The sequence below is a fragment of the Flavobacterium sp. B183 genome, from assembly GCF_023539155.1.
In the GTDB taxonomy this organism is placed as follows: domain Bacteria; phylum Bacteroidota; class Bacteroidia; order Flavobacteriales; family Flavobacteriaceae; genus Flavobacterium; species Flavobacterium tructae.
In genome coordinates this window covers 4,407,110-4,431,145 of sequence record NZ_CP097434.1, presented here as the reverse complement: position 1 = coordinate 4,431,145, position 24,036 = coordinate 4,407,110, and the positions used below count along the sequence as shown (strand labels likewise).

The 24,036-nt window shown below is 30.5% G+C and carries 16 protein-coding genes; 11 read left to right on the top strand and 5 right to left on the bottom strand.

Annotated elements, in window-relative coordinates; translation table 11 throughout:
- Nucleotides 1–38 precede the first annotated feature (38 nt).
- Nucleotides 39–869 (top strand): endonuclease/exonuclease/phosphatase family protein, encoded by an 831-nt coding sequence (locus tag M4I44_RS18315; protein WP_035625443.1) that lies wholly within the window; start codon nt 39–41, stop codon nt 867–869.
- A 287-nt stretch (nt 870–1,156) separates the two neighbouring features.
- Complete coding sequence (locus tag M4I44_RS18310) at nt 1,157–2,371, top strand: ATP-binding protein (protein WP_249965673.1); 1,215 nt, start codon at nt 1,157–1,159, stop codon at nt 2,369–2,371.
- Between the two features lie 417 nt (nt 2,372–2,788).
- Here the strand turns inward: M4I44_RS18310 and M4I44_RS18305 are convergent, their stop codons facing one another.
- Nucleotides 2,789–3,028, bottom strand: a complete 240-nt coding sequence (locus tag M4I44_RS18305) for a hypothetical protein (protein ID WP_035625440.1) — start codon at nt 3,026–3,028, stop codon at nt 2,789–2,791.
- Between the two features lie 644 nt (nt 3,029–3,672).
- Between M4I44_RS18305 and M4I44_RS18300 the strand changes: the two genes are divergently transcribed.
- The 5 genes from M4I44_RS18300 (at nt 3,673) to M4I44_RS18280 (ending at nt 9,808) form a co-directional block, all read left to right on the top strand.
- Complete coding sequence (locus M4I44_RS18300) at nt 3,673–4,086, top strand: response regulator (protein WP_035625496.1); 414 nt, start codon at nt 3,673–3,675, stop codon at nt 4,084–4,086.
- Nucleotides 4,087–4,379: 293 nt separating this feature from the next.
- The gene (locus tag M4I44_RS18295) at nt 4,380–7,328 is read left to right on the top strand and encodes a PAS domain S-box protein (RefSeq protein ID WP_249965672.1); all 2,949 of its coding nucleotides are present in this window, start codon (nt 4,380–4,382) and stop codon (nt 7,326–7,328) included.
- A gap of 5 nt (nt 7,329–7,333) precedes the next feature.
- Complete coding sequence (locus M4I44_RS18290) at nt 7,334–8,467, top strand: FIST signal transduction protein (RefSeq protein ID WP_035625437.1); 1,134 nt, start codon at nt 7,334–7,336, stop codon at nt 8,465–8,467.
- On the top strand, nt 8,467–9,504 hold the full coding sequence (locus M4I44_RS18285) for an ATP-binding protein (protein WP_035625434.1): 1,038 nt from the start codon (nt 8,467–8,469) through the stop codon (nt 9,502–9,504). The genes M4I44_RS18290 and M4I44_RS18285 overlap by 1 nt, the downstream gene beginning before the upstream one ends.
- Nucleotides 9,491–9,808 carry a hypothetical protein gene (locus M4I44_RS18280; protein WP_035625432.1) on the top strand — a complete coding sequence of 106 codons (318 nt, stop codon included), beginning with the start codon at nt 9,491–9,493 and terminating at the stop codon, nt 9,806–9,808. The genes M4I44_RS18285 and M4I44_RS18280 overlap by 14 nt, the downstream gene beginning before the upstream one ends.
- Before the next feature lie 209 nt (nt 9,809–10,017).
- On the opposite strand, the gene M4I44_RS18275 is transcribed toward M4I44_RS18280, so the two are convergent.
- The 3 genes from M4I44_RS18275 to M4I44_RS18265 are packed head-to-tail and all read right to left on the bottom strand — an operon-like array spanning nt 10,018 to nt 13,574.
- The gene (locus tag M4I44_RS18275; protein WP_035625429.1) at nt 10,018–11,190 is read right to left on the bottom strand and encodes a response regulator; all 1,173 of its coding nucleotides are present in this window, start codon (nt 11,188–11,190) and stop codon (nt 10,018–10,020) included.
- Between the two features lie 16 nt (nt 11,191–11,206).
- Entirely contained in the window at nt 11,207–12,373 is a 1,167-nt protein-coding gene (locus tag M4I44_RS18270; RefSeq protein ID WP_035625426.1) for a glycosyltransferase, read from the bottom strand.
- 10 nt (nt 12,374–12,383) lie between these two features.
- The gene (locus M4I44_RS18265; protein ID WP_070905681.1) at nt 12,384–13,574 is read right to left on the bottom strand and encodes an oligosaccharide flippase family protein; all 1,191 of its coding nucleotides are present in this window, start codon (nt 13,572–13,574) and stop codon (nt 12,384–12,386) included.
- A 512-nt stretch (nt 13,575–14,086) separates the two neighbouring features.
- Between M4I44_RS18265 and M4I44_RS18260 the strand changes: the two genes are divergently transcribed.
- From M4I44_RS18260 to M4I44_RS18245, 4 genes are all read left to right on the top strand, one after another.
- A complete protein-coding gene (locus M4I44_RS18260) occupies nt 14,087–17,179 on the top strand; it encodes a hypothetical protein (RefSeq protein ID WP_249965671.1) in 3,093 nt (1,030 codons plus the stop codon).
- The gene (locus M4I44_RS18255; RefSeq protein WP_249965670.1) at nt 17,179–18,363 is read left to right on the top strand and encodes a hypothetical protein; all 1,185 of its coding nucleotides are present in this window, start codon (nt 17,179–17,181) and stop codon (nt 18,361–18,363) included. The genes M4I44_RS18260 and M4I44_RS18255 overlap by 1 nt, the downstream gene beginning before the upstream one ends.
- 30 nt (nt 18,364–18,393) lie before the next feature.
- Nucleotides 18,394–19,947: a cellulase family glycosylhydrolase gene (locus M4I44_RS18250; RefSeq protein WP_089052222.1), complete on the top strand. Its 1,554-nt coding sequence runs from the start codon at nt 18,394–18,396 to the stop codon at nt 19,945–19,947.
- A 553-nt stretch (nt 19,948–20,500) separates the two neighbouring features.
- A complete protein-coding gene (locus M4I44_RS18245; RefSeq protein WP_249965669.1) occupies nt 20,501–22,579 on the top strand; it encodes a tetratricopeptide repeat protein in 2,079 nt (692 codons plus the stop codon).
- Between the two features lie 52 nt (nt 22,580–22,631).
- Here M4I44_RS18245 and M4I44_RS18240 read toward each other — a convergent pair whose 3' ends face one another.
- Nucleotides 22,632–23,327: a LytTR family DNA-binding domain-containing protein gene (locus M4I44_RS18240; RefSeq protein WP_035625416.1), complete on the bottom strand. Its 696-nt coding sequence runs from the start codon at nt 23,325–23,327 to the stop codon at nt 22,632–22,634.
- Between the last annotated feature and the right edge of the window lie 709 nt (nt 23,328–24,036).

Genomic DNA, 24,036 nt, shown 5'->3' with positions numbered 1-24,036 from the left:
AAAAATAAATTAATTCAATACAGAATAAAAATAAAGTTATGAGAAAAGTAAAATTTTTGATAGTGATTCTTTTGGCCATGCAAATCAATGGACAGAATTTAAAAATAATGACTTACAATATTCGTGTAGACCTAGCAGTTGATGGTGATAATGACTGGAGCCACCGCAAAGATTTTTTTACATCCCAAATTCAGTTTTATCAGCCCGATGTATTTGGAATTCAGGAAGCGGCACCAAATCAGGTAAATGATATTGCAAGTAACCTTGCTCAATACAGTTTTGTTGGTATAGGAAGAGAAGGTGTTGGAAAAGGGGAATCCTCTACTATTTTTTATAATAGAGAGCGTTTAAAAATGCTTTTAAATAACACATTTTGGCTTTCAGAAACACCCGGTGAAATTTCTTTGGGTTGGGATGCGGCATATAAAAGAGTCTGCACCTATGCTTTGTTTAAAGATCTAAAAACAAAGCAGCTTTTCTGGATTTTCAATACCCATTTAGATCATGTTGGTGAACAGGCAAAAATAAATGGTATAAAACTTATTCTTGCTAAAATTAAAGAAGTGAATAATAAAAATTATTCGGTCATTTTTACTGGAGATTTAAATTCAGAGCCTGAATCAGAGGGCATTTTTCTTCTAAAGAAAGAAATGAAAGATACCAGAGAAGTTTCAAAAACACTACCTTTTGGTCCTTCTGGAACTTTTAACGGTTTTAAGCACAATGAACCCGTAACACGATTGCTGGATTATATTTTGATATCTAAAGATACTGGTTTTAAAGTAGAAAAATTTGCTGTTTTAAGTGATTCAAAAGACTTAAAATATCCATCCGACCATTTGCCTGTTTATGTAGAATTGAGTTATTGAAGGAATATATATCCGATTAAATAGAAAACCTTTTGATAATTTGTAAGAAAAAAAAAACTAATATATTTAAATTAGCATTAGGGTAAACGGGATAGTAAGAACAAAATGAAGCCTCATTTTGATACAAACAAATTCGCTTTGAACAAGATTGAATTTTATATGTAGGCTAGTTTTAAAATAATTAGGTATATTATTAAGGAAAATTAGTTATTTTTATCGTTAAAAGAAATAGAACTTCCTTACATAATTACGTTTGTTATAATAGAAAAAAATAAAAATTCAGTTATATGCAAAAACCTGAAATACCTGATAACGAGCATCTTCGTTTCGAAGCCTTAGATGCTTATAAAATACTAGATACATTGCCTGAAGATGAGTATGATGCCTTAACCAAAATAGCAGCACAAATTTGTGGTACACCCATCGCATTGGTCACTTTAGTTGATCATAATCGACAATGGTTCAAATCGCATCATGGTTTAAATGCAACCGAAACTCCAAGGGATTTTGCTTTTTGTGCACATGCAATAAACACACCGGATGAATTATTTATTATTCCGGATGCCACTAAAGACGAAAGGTTTCATGATAATCCGTTAACAATTAATGCCCCAAACGTAGTGTTTTATGCAGGCGCTCCGTTAAATACCAAAGACGGTTATTCTTTAGGGACGCTTTGTGTTATTGATACAAAACCAAGAGAAGGTCTTACAGAGAACCAACAAGAATCATTAAAGGCATTGGCCAATCAAGTGATTTCGCAATTTGAACTTCGTAAAAAAAATAGATTTTTAGAAGATTTGAATGATGAAATTATTAAAAAAAATGTGCAGTTGGACCAATTTGCTTATCGGCTTACTCATGATTTAAAAGTACCAATACGAGGTATAAATTCATTATTAATTTTTATAAAAGAAGATTATAAAACACTCCTTGAAGACACAGAATTAGAAGCTTGCATCGATTTAATTTATTCTCGAAATGAATACATGGATTTCTTAATTAATGGAATCTTAGAATATACAAAAGTTAGTAACGATCAAATTTGTTTTGAAGATTTTAATGTCGAAAGCACTATTCAATATATAGTTAATAATGGTGCTTTACATATTCCGACTCATATAAATTTTAGGAATTGCGATACCTTTATAAGGCATTCAAAAATAGGTTTTGTTCAAATTATTCAAAATCTTTTATCAAATACAACGAAACATACCGACAAAGAAGAATGTAATGTTTGGATTTCACTAACAGAAAATGAAACTAATTATTCTTTTGTTTATGAAGATGATGGGCCAGGTATACCAGAAAAATATTGGTTAAAAGTATTTGAGTTGTTTGAAACAGTTAACTCAAAATATGGTAAAAATGCCGGTATTGGCTTGTCAACAATAAAAGCCATAGTAGATCGAGTAGTGGGTACTATTTATTTGAAGAATAGAGAAGATAATAAAAAAGGTGCTTGCTTTTGTTTTGTTTTACCAAAAGAGTATAACTGTTAATTTTTGACGGAAGATTTTATCAGCCTACAACAAGCATTTTACTTTTTCTTTTAATAAAAGTAGTATCGAAAATTTGTTTGTGAAGCAAGAAAATAGCACTTCACTAGAATTACATCGCCTTTTAATGATTTTAATTTGGATAAAAGCTCAGAGCTTTTTGGGCAAAAAAGGTGGTAATATTTTTTGGTACTTAGCAAGTCTTTTTTGAAGGTGTAGGCAATTTCAAAATTGATTTTTAAAAGCGCAAAGTACAACAATAAATGGCAATGTAATTCTGGAAGTAACTGCAATAGTGGAACAATATTGGCGCAAACAGGGTAATGGCAGTGGCAAAAATGAAACAAAAATTAGTTTTAGTTTGTCATTTTTCAAATAACTTATAAAAAATTCTTTGCTTGATACTATAACTTATGGTAACTAATACCGTTTTTGAAATGTATCGAATAAAATTTTCTTTTTTAAACGGTTATTAACAATTTGAAGTGTTATTCCGATTAATGAAATGGCTAAAAAAATCATAATCAAAGTGTTTGCTTCGATAGGGATCTTTGGCTCTAGGTTTTTTCCAATAGTTATAATAATCATGGAGAATACTAAATAGTGCTCAGATTTGATTCCAATAGGAATTGTGTTTGCTAAAGTAATTGCTGTTTTCATTTTTCAGTGGTATTTGAATGAAACTTCATTTCTTGTTGATAAATAGTTTTAATTTTGAGTGTTTACTAAATCGAATAGATTATCTATCGAAGTTGCAATCACTGCTGACATTGTTAAATTTTTTTTGGAAATAATTATTTTATTAATTTTTATTTTTTTTGTTCCTTAATTCTGACACAAATCTAAGACGATTATAAGAATTGTTTTTTGTTTTTTCGATGAATAGCAGTTTGTTGTCGATCAATAATCAATCTTTATGCTTGAATTACAGTTGATTATGATTTTGTGTCGATAAATTAATATTAAAAATGGAAATCGTCCTTTTTTTTGTTTTTTTTAATATTCAGTTTACTTATTATATAGTTACAGACGTTCTACTTATATATAAGAAATTTTAAAAATCAGATGCAATGGCTATTCGATAAAAATTAGATTGAAGTATTAGGATCCCTTTTTAGATGTCGTTTTTTACTGGCTTCCGGATATTTTTTATGAATGAATTACATATAAAATACCATTCGTCGACACTTTTTTTGCAGTTGTCTACACTATATTATGAATTAACTAAAAAAGACTCTTGCTTTAAAAGGAATAAAATACCTTTGAAGTTGAATAAGTATGCATCAAACTTTAAAATTAATAAAATGGCAAAATCGTTGAATATACTATTAATAGAAGATGATGCAATTGAAGTAATGAAATTCAATAGAGTACTAAAAAGTTTAGAACTCAATCATCGAATCATTGAAGCAAATAATGGAGAAGAAGCAGTTGATCTATTAAAAAGGAAAGAAATAATACCAGATGTTATTATTTTAGACCTTAATATGCCTAAACTAAACGGTATCGAGTTTTTATCTATCTTAAAAGCAGATGATGTATTAAAATATATACCAGCAATTATCTTAACTACTTCTAACAATCATAGAGACGTGATGGAGTGTTATAAAATAGGTATTGCGGGCTACATTTTAAAGCCTTTGAAATATGAGGATTATGTAGATAGGATAAAAAAAATACTAGACTATTGGAGCACGAATGAATTAATTTCTCAGTAAAAATAAGTAGCGTTATTTTTTGAATCTAGTACTAGAGATAAGAATTAAAGCTTTAAAATATTTTTTGTTTTTTATGTCATAAACAAATTGAAAACCACTTGAGATTTAAAACATTTGTAGTGTAAGAAAAAAAGTAGTACTTTACGTTACAATTCTAAAAGAGTTGAATAGCTGGAATTTGAGTTGGGTTTAGCAGTAGTCTTATCTACTTTTCGTAATCAAAAACATTCGAAATAATAGAATGTATCCAGATGCCGTATTCATGAAATTTTTAAAACTAAGGAGGTAACAACATGGAAAATTCTCAATTTCATTTTGATAGTGAAACATTCAATAGGATTTTCCCTTTTTATGTTTTACTAGACCACAACTTACTTATTCAAGACCGAGGTGAAGGTTTAATCAAAGTACTTCCGGACTTAAAATGCAGAGGATATTTCCTGAGATCATTTACAATTACCAATCCATTTATCGAAGAGCTAAATGTTGACAATTTTTATAAAGTTACCAATCAATTAGTTATAATAGAATCTGTTAAAGATAAAATTTCGCTTCGAGGACAATTTGAAAACTATGAAAATGGCTATTTATTTATAGGTAGCCTATCGCATACTTCCTTGAATTATTTTGAAGAAAAAAAAATCTCTCTTTATGATTTCGCTAACTACGATGCAGCATTACAAAATTCTTTGAATACAATACATCAGCAAGAAAATCAATTAAAAGAAGCCAATAAGAAAATTGTTGATATTGCTCTTTTTACTACTCAAAGTCCAGATCCATTAATTCGGATTGATTTTGAGGGACATCTATTAAAAATGAATCCAGCAGCCGAAGATTTAAAAAATCTTATATTTCAGGGAATTGATTATGAAATTGAGGATTTTTTAAAATTTATCATTCATCAAATTGATAAGAGAAAAGAAAGATGGATGTTTGAGGCGGAGAATAATGGTAAGTGCTATTCTTTTGTTTGTAAAAGTCTGCAACAAGAGGGCTGTGTAAATATCTATGGACGAGATATTACAGAACAAAAAAGAAATCAAGAAGAGCTAAATAAGTTGTCCTTGGTAGCAAAAACGAATAAAAACGGCATTGTATTCACTTATCCGGATGGAAAGATATTTTGGTGTAATGATGCATATCTTAAATTGACAGGATATGAGAACGATGAAATCATTGGTAAAACACCTGTTGAAGTAGGTTCGGACGCTCTATCGAATAAAGAGGAGATCCACAGAATGATCAATGCATTTTACGAGGGAAATACTTTTGAAGTAGAAATTTTGCATGCTAAAAAAAACGGTGGCACTTTTTGGTCTAAAACAGTGGGACAACCCATTTTTGATTCCTCCAAAAAGGTGATTCAATATTTTGCAATGATTGAGGATATTTCTGAAGATAAACAAAAAGAAGAACAACTTTTATTACTTTCCTCGATAGCAGATAAAAATATTAGTGCAGTCATTATTTGCGACAGTGAAGGTAAAATTGAGTGGGCCAATAGTAGTTTTACCACAATGACTGGCTACTCCAAGGAAGAATTGATTGGTAAGAGTCCTGGTCGTTTATTACAAGGTGAAGCAACCAATCCAAAAACGATTGCTTATTTAAAGAATCAAATAAAACAAGGACTTCCTTTTACTTGTGAGATCTTAAATTATACAAAATATAAAAAGAAATACTGGGTTAGAGTACAAGGACAGGCGCTTCATAACAAACAAGGAGAGGTGATTAAATATTTTGCTATCGAAGAAAATATAAGCCAAGAAAAAGAGTTCAATCAACAGCTTATAGATTCTGAGAATCGTTTAACGTCATTAATAACCAATCTTCAATCAGGCATTTTACTAGAAGATGAGGATAGAAAGGTGCTAATTGCCAATAAAAGGTTTTGTAATTTATTCGATTTTAAAGGAGAACCAGAAGAGATGATAGGTTTTGATTCTAAAATGGCTACTGAAGAAAATAAACACTTTTTTAAAAGATCAGATGAATTTATTGAAAGGGTAGAAGAAATTTTAAGAAATAAAAAAAACGTCTTTTCTGAAGAAATTGAATTGGCCGATGGACGCGTTTACGAAAGGAGTTTTATTCCGATAGCCAAAGGCAAGAAAAATGATGGTCATTTATGGAGTTTTGAAGATATTACCATCAAGAAAAAGTACAAAGAAAGTCTAGAAGCAGAAAAAGAAAAATATAGAAATATTATTGCCAATATGAATATGGGTTTATTGGAAGTAGATATGGATGACGTAATACAATTAGCCAATCAGTCTTTTTGTGATATGAGTGGTTTCTCTTTAATTGATTTGTTAGGCAACAATGCATCTGAAATTTTGTTGCATCCTGAGGATAAAAAATTAGTAAATTTTAAAAATAAAGAACGGGTTAAAGGTAAGTCAGATTCGTATGAAGTTACTTCTATCAATAAAAAAGGAGAGACAAGATATTGGTTAATTAGCGGCGCTCCAAATTATAATGTAAATGGTGAAGTAATTGGTTCGATAGTTATACATTTAGACATAACTCGACAAAAGAGCCTAGAATTGCAAAAAGAAGAATTACTTAAAAAATTAGAAAAACAGAACGAGCAGCTCAATGATTATGCTCAAATTGTATCGCATGATTTAAAGTCACCACTACAGAGCATACATTCTTTAGTTACATGGATTAAAGAAGATAATGATAAAGAGTTTAATGCGCAAACGAGTCAATATCTTGATATGATTGAAGACAAAGTCGAGAAAATGGATCATTTGATTGAAGGAATTCTAACTTATTCTAAAGTAGATGATATTGAGATGATTACTGAGAATATTAATTTGAATGTTGAAATCAATAAAATAATTGATATTATTCATATACCTAAGAATATTGAAGTTATAGTAAAAAAAGAACTACCGACAATCAAAGCTGAGCGATTTAGAATGCAACAGTTGTTTCTAAATATCATCAGCAATGCGGTGAATTATATTGATAAGCCTCTCGGAATTATTCAAATAAGTTTTGAAGAGGAAAAAAAGCATTATATTTTTGCTATTAAGGATAATGGTCCTGGAATTGCTGCAGAGAATCAGGAAAAAATTTTTAAAATATTTCAGTCTTTTACATCTAATAAAAAATCAACAGGTATCGGATTGTCTATTGTAAAAAAAATAGTCGAGAATTACAAAGGAAACATTTGGATAGAAAGTGAACTGACTAAAGGTACAACCTTCTTTATTAAATTACCAAAATAGAAACTATGAAAATAATTCAAGCTTATAAAAAAAAGAATGAAAATTGGCAGTACCTAACAAATAAGGAAAAACTAAAAAATCCGCTGGTACTTGTTTTTGCCAATAGGATGCAATTAGAGCTTCCAGAAGTCATTGATGCTATTAGAAACGAGTTTCCTTATGAACATCTGGTTTTTGGCTCTACAGCGGGTGAAATTTTAGATGCAAATGTCTTTGATGATTCTATTGTTGTTAGTGCTATAGAATTTGAAAAAAGTACGTTTGCAATTAAAACCGATAATATTTTTAATCATAATAAAGATGCAAATGCTTTAGGGGAATCTCTTTACCAACAAATACCCAAAGAAAACTTAAAGCATTTATTTGTACTTTCAGAAGGTAGTTTCGTAAACGGAAGCTCACTTATTGAGGGTCTTGAGAATGGCATTCAAAATAAAGTGCCTATCTCAGGAGGAATGTGTGGAGACGATGCAAAATTTGAGAAGACATTGGCTTCTTATAAAGAAAATCCAAAAGAAGGAGAAGTCGTTTTAATTGGGTTTTATGGAGAAACTTTAGAAATTTCGTTTTCCAGTTTTGGAGGATGGAGCTCATTTGGTCCCGAAAGAATTATTACCAGATCAGAAGCCAATGTATTGTATGAAATCGATGGACAACCTGCTTTAGATTTGTATAAAAAATACTTAGGAGACAAAGCCAATGAGTTGCCGCAAGCTTCTTTGTTATATCCTTTAAATGTTACGCCCGAAGGTAAATCACAAGCTGTAGTTCGTACCATTTTAAATATCAATAACGAAGATCAGTCGATGATTTTAGCTGGAGAAGTGCCTGAAAATGCCAAAGTACAGCTCATGATGGCTTCTGTAGATGCTATCGCCGAGGGAGCTTCACAAGCGGCAATGTTAGCAATGCAAAATAGAATAAATCACCCACAACTTGCTTTACTAGTGAGTTGCGTAGGAAGAAAATTAGTTATGAATCAACGGGTTGAAGAGGAAATAGAGCAAGTGCAAGAAATAATAGGAAATGAAGTAGCAATTACCGGGTTTTACTCGTATGGCGAAATGGCTCCATTTAGCGAGAATACTTTTTGTGAATTACATAATCAAACCATGACTTTAACCCTAATCAGCGAATAATGAATACTCTTTTAAAAAGGCAAATTGCTAAATTTATAAACCCTGAGCACTTAAAAGATTTAAAGCATTTTTTGCAGGCAGTCAATGAATCTTATGATAATCACGAGGATCAGATGAACATGTTGCAGCGAGCAATGAAAATTAGTTCTGATGAACTTTTCCAAGCCAATAAAAAACTACGCGATGAAGCCAATAGTTTAAAAGAAATAAATTCAAATTTGACAGAAATATTGAATTCTATGAATTTGGATGCTGAAAAATTAGGTAATGAAAAAGATTTTAATCAATCCGATTTCTTAAAAAAACAATCTATAGAAATTGTGACTATGAATAAGCAAAGAGAAGAATTACTAAAGAGTTTAGAAAATCATAATAAAGAACTTAACGAATATGCTCATGTTGTTTCTCATGATTTAAAAGCACCACTCAGAAATATAGACACCCTTATTAATTGGGTCATTGAGGATAATAAAGAAATGGGTGAAAGTTGCTTAAACTCGCTTAATCAGGTACTTTTTAATGTCGAAAAAATGGATTTGCTCATCAAAGGAATTTTAGATTATTCTACTGTAGACAAGTTAGAATCTGAAGAAAGATTAATTGATCTTAATGAGGTAATTGACGAAATAAAGAGAGATATTCATATTCCGAAAAATATTGAAATTTCGATAATCAATGATTTACCAAAAATAAAAGGAAATACATGGCGATTCAAACAATTAATGCAAAATTTAATTGAAAATAGCATCCATTATAATGATAAGTCTCAAGGCCAAATTGAAATTGGTTGTAGAGAAAAAGAGCAAGATTTTGAATTTTACATCAAAGATAATGGCATCGGAATCGCTGAAAAATACCACGACAAAATTTTTAAAATATTCACAAAATTAGAAAGCAACAATCAAAATTCAGGAGTAGGGCTTTCTATAGTTAACAAAATTATTGAGTATTATAAAGGTTCGATCTGGCTTGAAAGTAAAGAAAACATTGGAACAACATTTTATTTTACCTTACCTAAAAACTATGGAACAGCCTAATTTAAATTATATTGACCAACTCTGCGGAGAAGACTATGCATTTAAGCAAAAAATGATTGCAATTATTAAAAAAGAACTACCTCTTGAAATAGATTCCTATCATAAATGTATGCAAGAGCAGCATTATAAGCTGGCAGCAGAGTGTGTTCATAAATTAAAGCATAAAATATCTATTTTAGGCCTTGAAAAAAGCTATGATATTACTCATGAATACGAAAATTACTTATTAAATGGCACACTTGGATCTGAAGACAAATTTGAAAGTATTTTACAGTTAATGCAAAATTTTGTAAACGATTTGTAAAAAAGCTTAGTTTACGAATGGTATTATTATTGGCAGTTAATACATATATTATGATACTTTACATTCTCCTATTATATGTCAGAGATATTAAAAAACAAATAGAGTCAAAATAATCTTTAACCGTTTGTCATAAAAGTACTTTTTTAATAAAAAAAGCGAAAAGCAAGTTATGGTTTTAACTTGCTCTATACTTTACTGGTTGTAGTTTTTTACCTGTAATGAAGTGCGATTTGGCCAATTTGACCAATAATTTTTATGGAATCTTTAAATGACAATTTCGAACCATCCATGTGAATCCATCTGTTTAAGGGTTTTTCTAAAATTAACTCTTGAGTCTTCGTAGAGCCATATATTTTTTTCATCCGCATAAAAATCTCTACATCAAAAACCCATTTTGTTATGAATTTTTCATTAAAGGTTTTTTCTATAATTTCTTTTGTCATTATTTTGGCGCCACATTGTGTATCGTTAATTTCCATTCCAAGAATTTTTCTAATGATATAATTTATAGTTTTGCTAATAATAGCTCTTGCGGATTGTTTGGTAATATCAGCTCCCATTCTTGAAATTCTGGAGCCAAAAACCAATTTGTATTTAGAGTTATAAATTGTATCTGCCAAATCTTGAAAATCATCGAAATTGGTCGATAAATCGGCGTCTAAAAAACCGATGTAATCAAATTGATTTTGCTTGGCCAAGTGTAACATTCCCAGACGGACAGCTTCGGCTTTTCCACCATTTTTTTTACAATCATAAACGCTAATATATTCTTCTTTTCCTTTTGTTAATTCATGCAATACAGCTAGTGTATTGTCTTTACTTCCATCGTTTACAAAACACAAATGGTAACCTAAATTTTTATGTACAAAAGACTTAAATTCATCACTAGACAAACGAGTTTCCTCGTTATAACACGGAATAACAACTCCAATACACTTGTTTTGGATATATCGCTCTTTCGAATTGGGTTTTTCCGTAACACTTTTTTCAATAGTAGAGCCTATTAATCTTTTTACTCTCGCACCAATTTCGCTTAAACTCAAAGGCTTCTTCATGTAGTCATCAATACCTAAATCAAAACCTTTTATAATGACTTCTTCATCAGTATTACCAGATAAAACCATTACAGGAGTGTTGTCTTTTTTGATTTGCTTGATATGTTTGACTACCTCCAAACCAGATTGATGCTCATTTAAAGATTCTGTATTAGAGAGATTAGACATATTAATGTCAACAATAACTAAATTTGGCTTTTCACTGTCATATTTAGCTATGGCATCGATTATATTGTCTGTACTTATAACTTCATATCCTAAACCACTTAGCAATTTTTCTAAAGACAACAAGACCAATTGCTGATCATCTACTATTAGTATTTTCATAATATTACATTTAAGTTTATTGTATTGATTTAAAACATTCTATATACATCATTATAATTTTGTCCATTGATAGGGCGCTTGCAGCCTGAAAATTAGCAATTGCTAATTCTTTTCGATAGGTATCGTTTGAAATAATTTTGTCAATCGCTATAGCTAAAGAATCGGCACTTTCCGGATTAAAAAATTCTCCTTTATACCCTTCATCTTTAATTAGCAAGGCCAAATCACCTAAATCAGGCATGATAACTGCTTTGCCGTAGCTTCCTGCTTGATGCAAAACTCCAGAACTACCAGTAGTAGATGTATAAGGGAATACCACAATTGTACTATCAGTAAAAATTCGTTCTACATTATTTTCTTCAACATAGCCGGTAAAAATTATTCCCTCAACGTTTTTGTATTTTTCTTGTACTCCATCTAAATATCCAGGTGTGTTTGGACTATCTGTTCCAGCAATCACGACTTCTAATTTTTCTGGATTTGTTTTTCTAACAATTTCGACTGCATCAATTAAAATTTCGACTTTTTTGTAGGTTCCAAATTTACCAAAAGCCATAATTTGTTTAGGGCCAGATTTAATTTCAAAATTAGGATTTTTGACTGATTCGAATGTCCCATGTGGAATTAGCATTACATTTTTGGTATGGTATTTAGCATTTAAAACATCCACATATTTATGAATAGTTACAGCAACTTTATTGGCTTTCAAAATGCATCTGGTAATGTTAGTTCCAATAAAATTATAGATCTTCTGCATGAATTTACTCTCTGTGAATCCTGCTTTTTCTAGATCAACTTGCTCTAAAATGTTATGTAATAAAACCACTGTTTTGTATCCAAAAAATCTCAAAATCATGGGTAACAATAATCCCAAGGCAGAAGGTGTTTTTTTATCTCCAAATTTTACAAACTGAAGATTAAACAAAATCACATCTGGTTGTTCTTCTCGAACTGCATTAAGAACAGAAAAAATAGTGGTGTAACTGTTAAATCTCCAACATTCTTTTACTTTTACCTTTTCTTTTTGGTCAAAGTCTAATTGTTTCGCTTCAGATGTTTTATCGGATAATAAAATTAATTCGGATACTTCTGAGTTTTGAACAAAGTTTTTTACCAAATGATAACCATATTCATTTAGTGTAACTTTACTTGGCGGAAATGCAGTGACTACAGCTACTTTCATATTTAAAATGTTACTTTTTATTGTTATTAAAAAAGAAAAAAAACAATTGAAATAATAATAATACCACCATCGCGATGATTTGCATAACAACCACTTGTTCGAGTGAATTATGATAGAGGACTATTAGAATTATTTGTGTAAGTCCCAGAAAGGCTGATATTACAACAGGCACATACTTATTTATAGAAAGAAAATAGTAAGCAAAAATATTTGCGATAGCAAAAATTGAAGTTGCCAATGCATATTTCCACAACAAAAAAGCTATGGGTAGGTATTTCTCGCCAAACATTAATCGCACTACAATTTCTGGAAATAAGAGTGCACTTAGAACAATTATTGTAGACAAGCAAACAATATATAAAACATATTTTAATAGAATCGGAAGTGTATCTTCACCCTGTTTTTTTAACTGTATTACTTTGGGCAAAAGGAGCATTACAAACATCCAAGCGACAAAATATACTACCCTGCCTATTAATGCTAAACAAGCATATAAGCCCGCTTTTTCATTATCAAAATAATGTTTAACCAACATAATATCACTATTGTTAATGATGATTTGCGTTAATTCATAGAAGGCTGTTAAAGCGAAAAATGTAATAATGGATTTTGTATCTAAATTGTCACTTAGAGTCTGTTTGTTTTTGCTGTTAATTATTTTTTGAAAGGGAATCAAACCAAAGACAAAAGAAATTAAAATTCCTACTGCGATGATAATAGAAGATTGAATTTGAGGTAAAAGGTAGAGTAACAAAAGTGTCAAAATCAAACGACATAACATTTCAAAATAGTAGGTTTTTGACAAATTTCTCAGATCATTTTTCCCCTGATATAAACCCCTATTAATACTCATTATAAAATACATTGGAAGTCCCAAACCAAACAAAACGAACATTAGTGAGGTTTTGGTTTTAAAAATTTCTTGCAATTGATGGCTGAATACTACTACTGTAAATCCCAGTATTACACCGAAGAGGAGTGCATACTTAAAAATAAATTTTAAAAAAACATGCAATTGCGTTCCTTCTAGCAAAACGGCATATTTAGCCGCAGTAACCTGAAATGTCATTCCAACAAAAGACAATACTAAAAGCAAAGTTATTAAGATCGCAGCGTCAGCAAACTCAGAAGGACCAAGTATTCTTCCTAATAGCAAATTGTACAAATAATTTCCTGCATTTACAAATAAAATTGTAAGCATAAAAAATTTTTCCGCAGTGATCTTTTTATAAGTATTTTTAATATTCAATTCAAGTGTGTAGTATTAAAAAAATAGTATGATGAAATTTTAAAAAGCTTATTCTTATAAACAAATATAAGAAAAATAAGAAAACTTTAACAAAAATGAAAAGGAATTTATAAGATAAATTCCTTTTCGGCAACAATTAACTAAATCAACATATTTATTATGAATTGTAATTTTTGAAATTAAAAAGTACTTTCAACGAAAGTCTCTACAAGAGATTTAAACAAAAGATGTTTTGTTTTTTTGAAAATAACATCACTGTGATGCTCTAATTACATGATTCTGGCAATACTTATTTTAGAATATTATTCTGATGTAAAATTAGAGCTCTTGTATGACTTTTTTTGATATTTTAGATGTTTGGTACTGTTTCTTTCGATGAAAGGACATTTTGTACAGTTATATCGTTTTCTTCTATAAGACGATATCCCTATATTTACAAAAACAATAATGTAAAATAAGAGTGATTGAAAGAAACTTCTAATAAATATTTGATAGTAGCCTTACTTTTTGGATTGACTTTCCATGGCAGCGCTATTTTTTTTACTTTAGAAAGTTCTTATGATGCTTTAATTCACATGTTTTTCGGAAATCATTATGCCCACAGTTGGTTTGAACCTTGGAATTATAGTTGGTATACGGGTTTTAATGTGATGAGTTATCCTCCATTAGTGCACCAAACCATTGGGTTACTTTCTTTAATTGGAGGTTTGAAATTTGGTATGTTTACTGTTGCCATCGTTGGGATTATTTTATTCATTACAGGAACTTTTAGATTTTCACTTTTAATAACTGGAAATAGAACCGTTGCAGGTTATTCTGCTATTCTGGCAGTGGTTTCTTCTTCTTTTGTAGAAACATTGCATATTTTTGGACAGCTTCCCAGTATTATTGGAGTTTCTGTTTTAATGCATGCACTTCCAGAGATTTATCTTTTTATCAAAACAGGCAAAAAGAAATATTACTTCACCTCTCTGTCTTTGATGGCCGTAACCGTTTGTTCGCATCATGTTACACCTTTATTTGGAATGGTATTTTTTGTTTCGCCTTTAATCGGTATGATAGTAATGGATACCGCTCGCGAAAATGTCAATTCATTCAAGGAAATCACATTCAAAATATTCTATAAAACATTTCTATCATTATTAAAACGGATTATTCTTTTCTGTGGTAGCGCCGTTTTTCTGCTAGTATTTTGTATACTGCCGTATTGGATTAATTCTAAAGCCAATCCCATCACTCAGGTTCCTATTCCGCATGGAAGTCGCGACAATTTTATAGAAGTAACCTCTTCTGGCTTGATGTTCTTCTTGATACCTTGGGGAATATTACTTTTTATATTGCCTTATATATTTTATAGATATTACAGCAAAAGGTATATTTTTTTCGGATTATCCTTAACCTTGCTCACTGTTTTAGGAACGGGCGGCACAACTCCAATTCCCTTAGCAATTTTAGGAGAAAATGCTTTTAATATCCTAACCTTGGATCGCTTTACACTTTGGGCTTCTATAATGAGTTTGCCCATTTTTGGTGAATTTGTGTACCGATTAGTTGAAGGTGACTTAAGAACGGCTTTGCAAGTAAAATTTGGGAGTGTTTATAGGAGGATCCTAGGCGGATTATTTGCTGGTTGCTTTTTGTTTTTTGCAGTGTTTACCATGACGTTAGGGTATTTTAGACCATTGCAACCGCAAAAAATTAACTTTTTACCAATTGTCAATTTCTTAAATCAGGATCAACACGATCACTGGAGGTTTTTGCCATTAGGTTTTGGTGATCAGATGGCCTACTTATCGACACAAACAAAGGCAATGACGGTTGATGGAAATTACCATTCGGCAAGAAGATTACCAGAATTGACTTCTCGTGCAGTAGAACGGCTGGAAAACTCCAAATTTCGAGGACTTGAAGGTATTGGTTCATTGCAGCAATTTCTAACGGTTCCTGAAAAATATAATTTGAAATATGTTTTTTCTAACGATAAATTTTACGATCCAATTCTCTATTTCTGCGGTTGGCATCGATTATCACAATTAGAAAATGGTATAATGGTGTGGGAAAAACTAAATGTGCAGCCCTTGTCTAAAATTCTTCCAAAAGATGAAGTACCGATCTATTTGAAATTAATGTGGGGAATTATTCCGATGTTAACCATTCTTCTGGCTTTTATACTTAATGTTCAGATGATTTGGTTGCAGGCCTTAAAAATAAAGCCTTTAGAAAAACCTTCTTTCAATAAGTATGGAATTGTTTATGCTAATTTTCCAAGAGCGATGATAAAATTTCTACACATTTGGACAGGGATTTTACTACTAATTATAAGCTTTGGAGCATATCGCATTTATATCAAAAATGCTGTACAGATTAGTCCTGAAAATGTTGTAAAAGCATATTATGATGCTCTAGATTTTAAGTTTTATGATAAAGCGCACTCTTATGTTGTTCCTAATAAAGAATACTCGGTGGCTCAGTTTATGCTGGAAATTTCTGTTTCGGATGGTGTTCTTAATTCTTACGCCAAGTTAGATGCTATCGAAACTAAAATTGTTCAGCAAAGTAAAGACAAAGCTAGAGTTATTGCAACGACCAAGTGGGTTACACCATTAGAATTAATTGAAAAAAAGTACATACATGACGTTCAGAAAATAAACGGGAAATGGTTTATCATTCCAGATAAAAAAGATACCGATATTCCTCCGGACGAATTCATGTCAGAGAATATTAATTCGTATTACAAGCAAGGGAGACGAAAGATAACTACCCAGCAGACCTATCATGAAGATGTACTGCGCCAACCAGATTTAGAAATTATATCGGCAAGTTTGGTAAAAATTGACAGTCAATATATAGTGATTGGTGAAGTTCAAAATATAGATAATGTTCCTGCAGATGTGGTCTTGAAAGCTACTTTATATGACAGAAATGATAAATCGATTGCCGTATTCAACGCAAAGTATACTATTAAACATAAATTGATGCCAAAAGAAGTCACGAGTTTTAAGGTGAATTTTGAAGATATTGCGTGGTTAAAGCCAACTGATGTAAAGCCAACAACTTTTAACCCCAATGAATTTACACCAAAAGAATTGAAAAATATTCCCGCTACATTTGATATTCAAAGTGCTGGAAATGTCGCAACCACCGACTTGTATAATTCGGTTGCTATTTCAGATTTAGTGATATATAACAACCAGATCAAAGGTACTTTATTCAATTACGGAATTCAAGAAGTAACCATTCCAGAGCTCTTAATTTCGTATTACAATGATAAAAAAGAATTGGTTTATGTTGATCACCAGTTTATAAAAGAGGGTGTTCGCATTCAGCGTAAGCAATATTTTACCTATAATTTGCTAAGAGATTTGAATCCTGTGATTATAAAATCTTCAACAGAAAATTGTTTTGTAAATGGTTTAGAATCAGAAGCTCTTGCTCGTGCGGTAATTCCGGTACGAAACAGTAAACAAGAAAGTGCACAAATGCAAAGGGTTAAAGGACATAAAGGGTATTCGTTTATTAAAATTGAAATTAATAATTACATTGGAAATCCTAGATAATGAAGAATAAAATCTATATATTTTGTTTTTGTTTGTTTACCATATTATTGGTATCAGTCACTTTATTGCCTAAAAAACAAACGGGCGCTATTATACTAATTACGCAACAAAAGACTTTTATAGCAGGTGCCAAAATAGCTTTAGATTTTGAGGTCAATACGTCAAATAGACCGCAGTTGTTTTTAATTCATTCTTTAGGAAAAACACTTTTAGATGCCACCGTTAAAAATGATAAATTAACTTTTGCCCTCCCTAAAAGTTATGCTAAAAAATCGGGTCGTATTGATTGGTTTTTGGTTGTAAACGGAGAAAATAAACTACAGGGAAACTTTGAAATTTTGCCCAATAACGACACTAAAACGGATATCGAAAATTATTTAGGTCCACCAAGTACATTGGTAGGTGATGGTCATTTTGTAATGTACGTTACCATTCCGACAGATGGCTTTGATAATCCGAAACCAGAAAATACTCCTGTAATTTTTAGAAGTCAGTTTTTAAATACTATTACAAATCAAACGGTAAAAACGAAAAATCTCATTGCTTGGAAAATAATTGATGCTCCTACAAAATCTGGAATAGTTTTGGTTTCTGCTCAATGCAATGCTACCATTACTAAAGAATTTAACGCTGTAATTTTTCCTGGAATCGCTACAAATTTCATAATTTCTTTTACTAGAAATCATCAATATGCTGATGGAAATCAAATTACGACCTTAAAAACAGCTGTTATTAAAGACAAATTTGGTAACGTTGTAAGCGACGGAACCATGGTCTCATTTGTGATTTCTACTGCTAATAATATGGTTTTAAAATCATTTGGCACAACTATAAACGGAGTTGCAACTGCTCAGATTTTGCATCCTGATCACCAAGATGTTTATACTGCAAAAGCGTATGTAGCGGGAATAGCAGAAAGTAATTCTATAGCAATTAACTACGAACCGATTAATCCGAAAATTGAATTTGAATTTTCAAAAGATAAGCGCACTATAATAGTCGGCCCGTTGCGTAGTTTTATAAATCAGTTAGTTCCAGACGGAATTAAAGTGACTCTAAAAGTGTATCATCATAATCAACTCGTAGCAACTTTGCAAGAAGATAGCGTAAAAGGCCATGCTGTTTTTACTATTTCATCTGAATATTATAAAGAAAAAAATATTCATTTGAAATTTCAACCTTAGGAAGTATTCAAAAAGTAGAAGAAAAAAATTATGATAGTAATTAACAATAAAAATAATTATCGGGCAATTTTAATAGTTTCATTTATTGCGATTAATATTTTGGTATTATTTGGAATGAGTGAAATTTTGGGCTACTTAAATTCGGGAGCAGATAGAAGTTCGATGCTGCATTTAGAGAAAGAGACTTTAGATACATATTTACCCAAAGTAACGTGGGAAACCTTCAAAAATCAAGGTAGACGGATGGAAAATCAAACCATCCAGAAAATTGAGAAGCATTATTTGTTTTCTTATGTAATAAAAAATAATGCTCTTAAAAACAATGTCAATGATGGAATTGACGATTATTTTACAGAAAGTTCGAGAAAGCAATTAGAACAAATTATAGCCTATAATAAGGCCAAAAAAATTTCGATCCAGAGTACAATAATAGAACATCATGCATCGTTAGATTTTTATAGCGAAGACGGCCAACAAGTCGTTATTACCGATAAAAATGTAGTTGAATTTCAAAATATTTATCAAGATAACAAGCTTATAACTTCTGTTCGGGATACTGCAAATTATAAGGTTTTAATGTTGCTAGAGGATGGTTTTTGGCGTATTCGACACTATGTTCGGATGCAAAAAGAAAAGAGTTTGGTTGCTGTAGAATTGAATAAAAAAATATACACGGTAAAAGGAAATGAAATTTTAAAAAATGGTGCTCCCTATATCATAAAAGGTATTAATTATTATCCTAAAAATTCTGCTTGGGATATGTTTGGAAATAAATTTAATAAAGATACTATAGCTGCTGATTTTGATATAATAACAAAAGCAAAACTCAATACGATTAGGATTTTTGTTCCTTATGAAGAATTTGGTAAAGCAGAGGTTTCAAAAGAGAAATTAGATAAGGTAAAAATAGTTTTAGACTTGGCCGAAGAAAAAAAACTAGCTGTAATCGTTACATTATTCGATTTTTATGGAGATTATGCTCCAGAAAGCTGGACTTTAACTCATCGACATGCAGAGAAAATTGTAACGACTTTTAAGGACTGCAAAAATATTATTGCTTGGGATATTAAAAACGAACCTGATTTAGATTTTGAATCACGTGGGGAACAAAATGTAAAGCCTTGGCTGGAACAAATGATTGCAGCAGTCAAGAAATTCGATGCTAATCATTTGGTCACTATTGGATATTCTAATATTGCATCGGCAGAGATACTAAAAGATAAGGTAGATTTTGTATCGTATCATTATTATGAAGATATTTCACTTTTTGAAGACAAACTTGCTGTTTTAGAAAAAGCAGCCAAAAAGCCTTTGGTAATGCAAGAATTTGGGCTTTCGTCCAATCGAGGACTGTGGAGTTGGTTTGGTAATTCAAAAGAAAAGCAGGCTAATTATCATAAAAAAATGCAATCTATATTCAAAAAGAAGCAACTTGCATTTGTTTCCTGGACTTTATATGATTTTCCGAAAGTTCCAGATAAAGTTGCTGGAAAATGGCCGTGGATAAAAAACAAACAAAAACAGTTTGGATTCATCGATTCAGAAGGAAAAAACAAACCTTCTTTTTTGTATATAAATTATTGATTTTAATTTTTAAATAAAAACAATTAAGTCTTTTTATTTGACATTGAATTAACTTTTAAAATAGTACTTCACTAGAATTACATCGCCTTTATTGATTTTAATTTTAAAAAAACGTATAGCTTTTGCGGCAAAAAAGGAGATCATATTTTTGATACTTAGCAAGTCTTTTTTGAATTTGCAGGCAATTTTAAAATTGATTTTTAAAAAGGCAAAAGTCCAACAATAAAGGGCAATGTAATTCTCTAAGTAGTCGCATAATATTGGTACAAACAGGTTAATGGCAGTGACATAAATGAAATAAAAAAAAGTGTTTTAGTTTGTCATCTTTCAGACAGCTCTTAAAATTCTTTCTTTTCTTAATAGTATTACATACTCAGCAAGCTAAATCTGTTATTCATAATTAATTTTACTATTTTGTTTCTTAATTCTGATACAAATATACGTTCGTTATAAGATTTTTTTTTATTTTTTTTCGATTATCCGCACTTTACTGTAGACGAATAATCAATGTTTATACTTAACTTGCAGTTAATTACAAAAGATATGTTTAAAAATGAACATTAAAAAGGAAATAGTCTTAGTTTTTTGCTTTCTTCTTGGATTATCAATTCAAGCGCAAGATATGCAAGAGGGTTTTACCAATTTAGAGAAAGGAGAATTTGCTCAAGCCGAAATTTTTTTCAGCAAAATTTTAAAGACATATCCAGATAATAAAACGGCAAAGCTATGTTACGGTAGAGCTGTCGGTTTAAATTCAAGTCCTGAAAAAGCCACAGTAATTTTTTCTGAACTACTAAAAAAGTATCCAGATGATTTTGAAATCCAGTTGAATTATGCTGAATGCATGTTATGGAATAAAAATTTTTCTGAGGCAAAACCTTATTACTTTGGCCTGATAGCAAAGCATCCCGAAAGTTTTCCGGCTTTACTAGGCTATGCAAATACTTTGTCTAATTTAAAACAATATGAGGAGGCTTTAATCTATGTAAATAAAGCTTTGGCAGTTTCTGTTAAAAATCCAAATGCCTTAGTTTCTAAGAAATACATTCGCATGGGATACGCCAATCAATTGGTACAACAACAAGATTATAAAACTGCACTTTCTTTATTAGATGAAAATTTTGAGGATTTTCCGAAAGACAAGGAAACATTAGTGAATAAAGCTAATATTTATTTAATCACTAAGGATAAAAAAAATGCAACCAAGGTATATCGAGAATTAGCAGTATCCAAAAAGGATAGCTTGTTTTCTTTAAACGGATTGTCATTAGTTTCGCATATAGCCGAAAGAGATAGCGAAGCTTTATCTATAGCCAAAAAAGCATTAAAAAATAGCCAATTTATTGAGGACATAAAATTACAAAATCAAACAAAAGAACGCTATGTTCAGGCACTAATTTGGAATAGAAAGTACAAAGAAGCAGCAGCAAAAATAAAGGAATACCAAATTAGTAATCCCAATGAAAATTGGGTATTAGCGCTTTCTGCAACTTTAGGAATGTATCGTAGTGATTTTAAAGAAAGTATTGCTGACTACCAAAATATATTGGTCAACGATGCAAAATCATTTGATGGAAACTTAGGAATATCGAATGCTTACTTTGCAGATGGCGAACCATTAAAAGCTTATGAAGCAGTTGATACTACCTTGAAAATATTTGAAAACCAAAAAGATGCTATTGGATTTCTAAAAAAATTAAATGAAAATTTCACACCAAGTGTAGAGGAGATAATAAGTTATTCATTTGATAATGGAAAGAATGAAGCCTACGCTAATAATACAGTTTTGAATTTTCCAATATCGACGAAATGGGCTTTTTTAGGAATGTATCAATACAGAAAAACTGAAAATACAGTCACTAAAAATTCGGCAGTCTCTAATGACTTCAAGGTCGGCGCACAATGGCAATTTCATCCCAAAATAAATTTTAATGTTTTAGTAGGTTCAAGTAATGCAAGATCTTTCGTTAGTAATTATAGTCAATTATTAGTAGACGTATTTTTCAAAATAAAGCCCTTAAAATTGCAAGATTTAGAATTAGGGTATAAGCGAGATATTCAGAACTTCAATGCTGATCTGGTAAGTAGAGAGATAACAGCTAATAATTTTTATTTCAATTATAATATTGGCACAAACTTCAAATTAGGATGGTTTACACAATATTATTACAGCGCGCAAAGTGATAGTAACCAGCGAAACTTATTATTTACCTCATTATATTATAATTTTTTATCAAAACCAATTTTGAAAGCAGGCTTTAATTATCAATTTATTGCCTTTCAAAAACAATTGCCAACAATTTATTTTAGTCCAAGTAAATTTAATGCTTATGAGATTTTTGTTGATTTTTTGAAAGATGAAAAATCGGCTGAAAACAATGCTATCTTTTACACACTAAGTGCTGCAACAGGATTTCAATACATTGAAAATGATAGCAAGCAATCGACTTATCGAGTGCAAGCTAAATTTGGCTATAAATTTTCAGATCGTTTTTTGGCGAATTTTTATGGTGTTAAAAGTAATATTGCGTCTGCTACTGCTGCCGGGTTTCAATATACAGAAGTAGGTTTGCGTCTTAGATGGATGTTGACATCTAAACCAGTATTCAAAGTGAAGAAAAACGAGAAATAAGAGCTTTTTTCAACTTAGTATTAAAGAAGTAGTATTTTCTTTTATAAAAATGCTACAATAAGTTCAGTCGTTTCATTAAATCTGGTCTATTGGCGCGACTTACAGGAATGACGTCTTTGCCAATTAACACACTATTGTCTTCAATGTCAATAATTTTTTTTGTATTGATAATAAAGGAACGATGCACTTTCAAAAACAAATCTTTAGGTAATTTGTGTTCTATTTTTTTAAGGGTTGAGTGGACCACATAGTTTTTGTTTTCCGTTTTGATATGAATATAATCTCCTTTAGCTTCTATAATATTGACGAAAGCAAATTCAATTTTGATCAGACGGCGATCAATATTGATGTAAAATTCGTTTGCATTATCTTCATTAGCACTTCTATTTAAAATTGTTGTTGTAGTATTCGCTTTTTGAATTGCTTTTTGAAAGCGATCTTCGGTAATTGGTTTTACTAAATAATCTACAATACATTCGTATTCAAAAGCTTCGATAGCAAAATTTTTATCAGAAGTTATCAGTATAATTTTGGGTGGACTTTTAATTGTTTTAATAAAATCAAAACCTGTAAAATCAGGCATGTGGATGTCTAGAAAAATTAAATCGACATTATTTTCATTTAAATACTTTATGGCATGAATAGCATTTGAGAATTCTTTTAACAAGTTTAATTGAGATGTATTTTCAATCATTTTTTCTATTATGGATCTTGCCATTTCTTCGTCATCAATAATAATGCAATTCATAGTTTAATAAGATATTATAATTATATTACAAGTCTATTGTAGTTCCTAAAAGTAATCTAAAGTTCATATTGTCGGTTAGTACTATTTCTTTTTTTAATTTTCTTCTTATTTTTTAGCAATATATGAACTTTTTGCAAGACCTAATATGGAAATTTTAGATTTTAATTTTTAAATGATTCTAAAAAAGTTTTTTTGAATAGTTTAAAGTAAAAGTTTAATTAATCTTTCTATTATTTTAAAGTGTTTTGCAGTTTCTTGTTGGTTTTTTTGAAATTATTATTATTAAGATTTTGTTAATATATCAGTATTGATTTCTAGATTACTGATAGTTCGGATATTTTTAAATCTTTGAACCCAAAAATATTTTTGCGACAATATCTAATCTAAGATTAATCCATAGTGAATTTAGAATATTGTAAGCGATTTCCCTACTAAATTAAGTTGTAAATTACTTATTACGATAGAAGTGGCAAGAAGTTTTTATTGTTTTAAAGCGGATTTGTATTGATGGAATGTAATTTAAAATTTTTTGATATGCAATAATTGAAAGCTTAAGATATTTTGCTTATCTATATTTTAATATTATTTCATTTGCTGTAATTCGATCTGAATTCAAGCTCTATTCGCTTGCAGATGATAAGTTCGATATTCTTTAATTTTTTGTTCAACGTCAGTAGGCTAGAAACCGTTTGTCGATATTTTTTGGTGA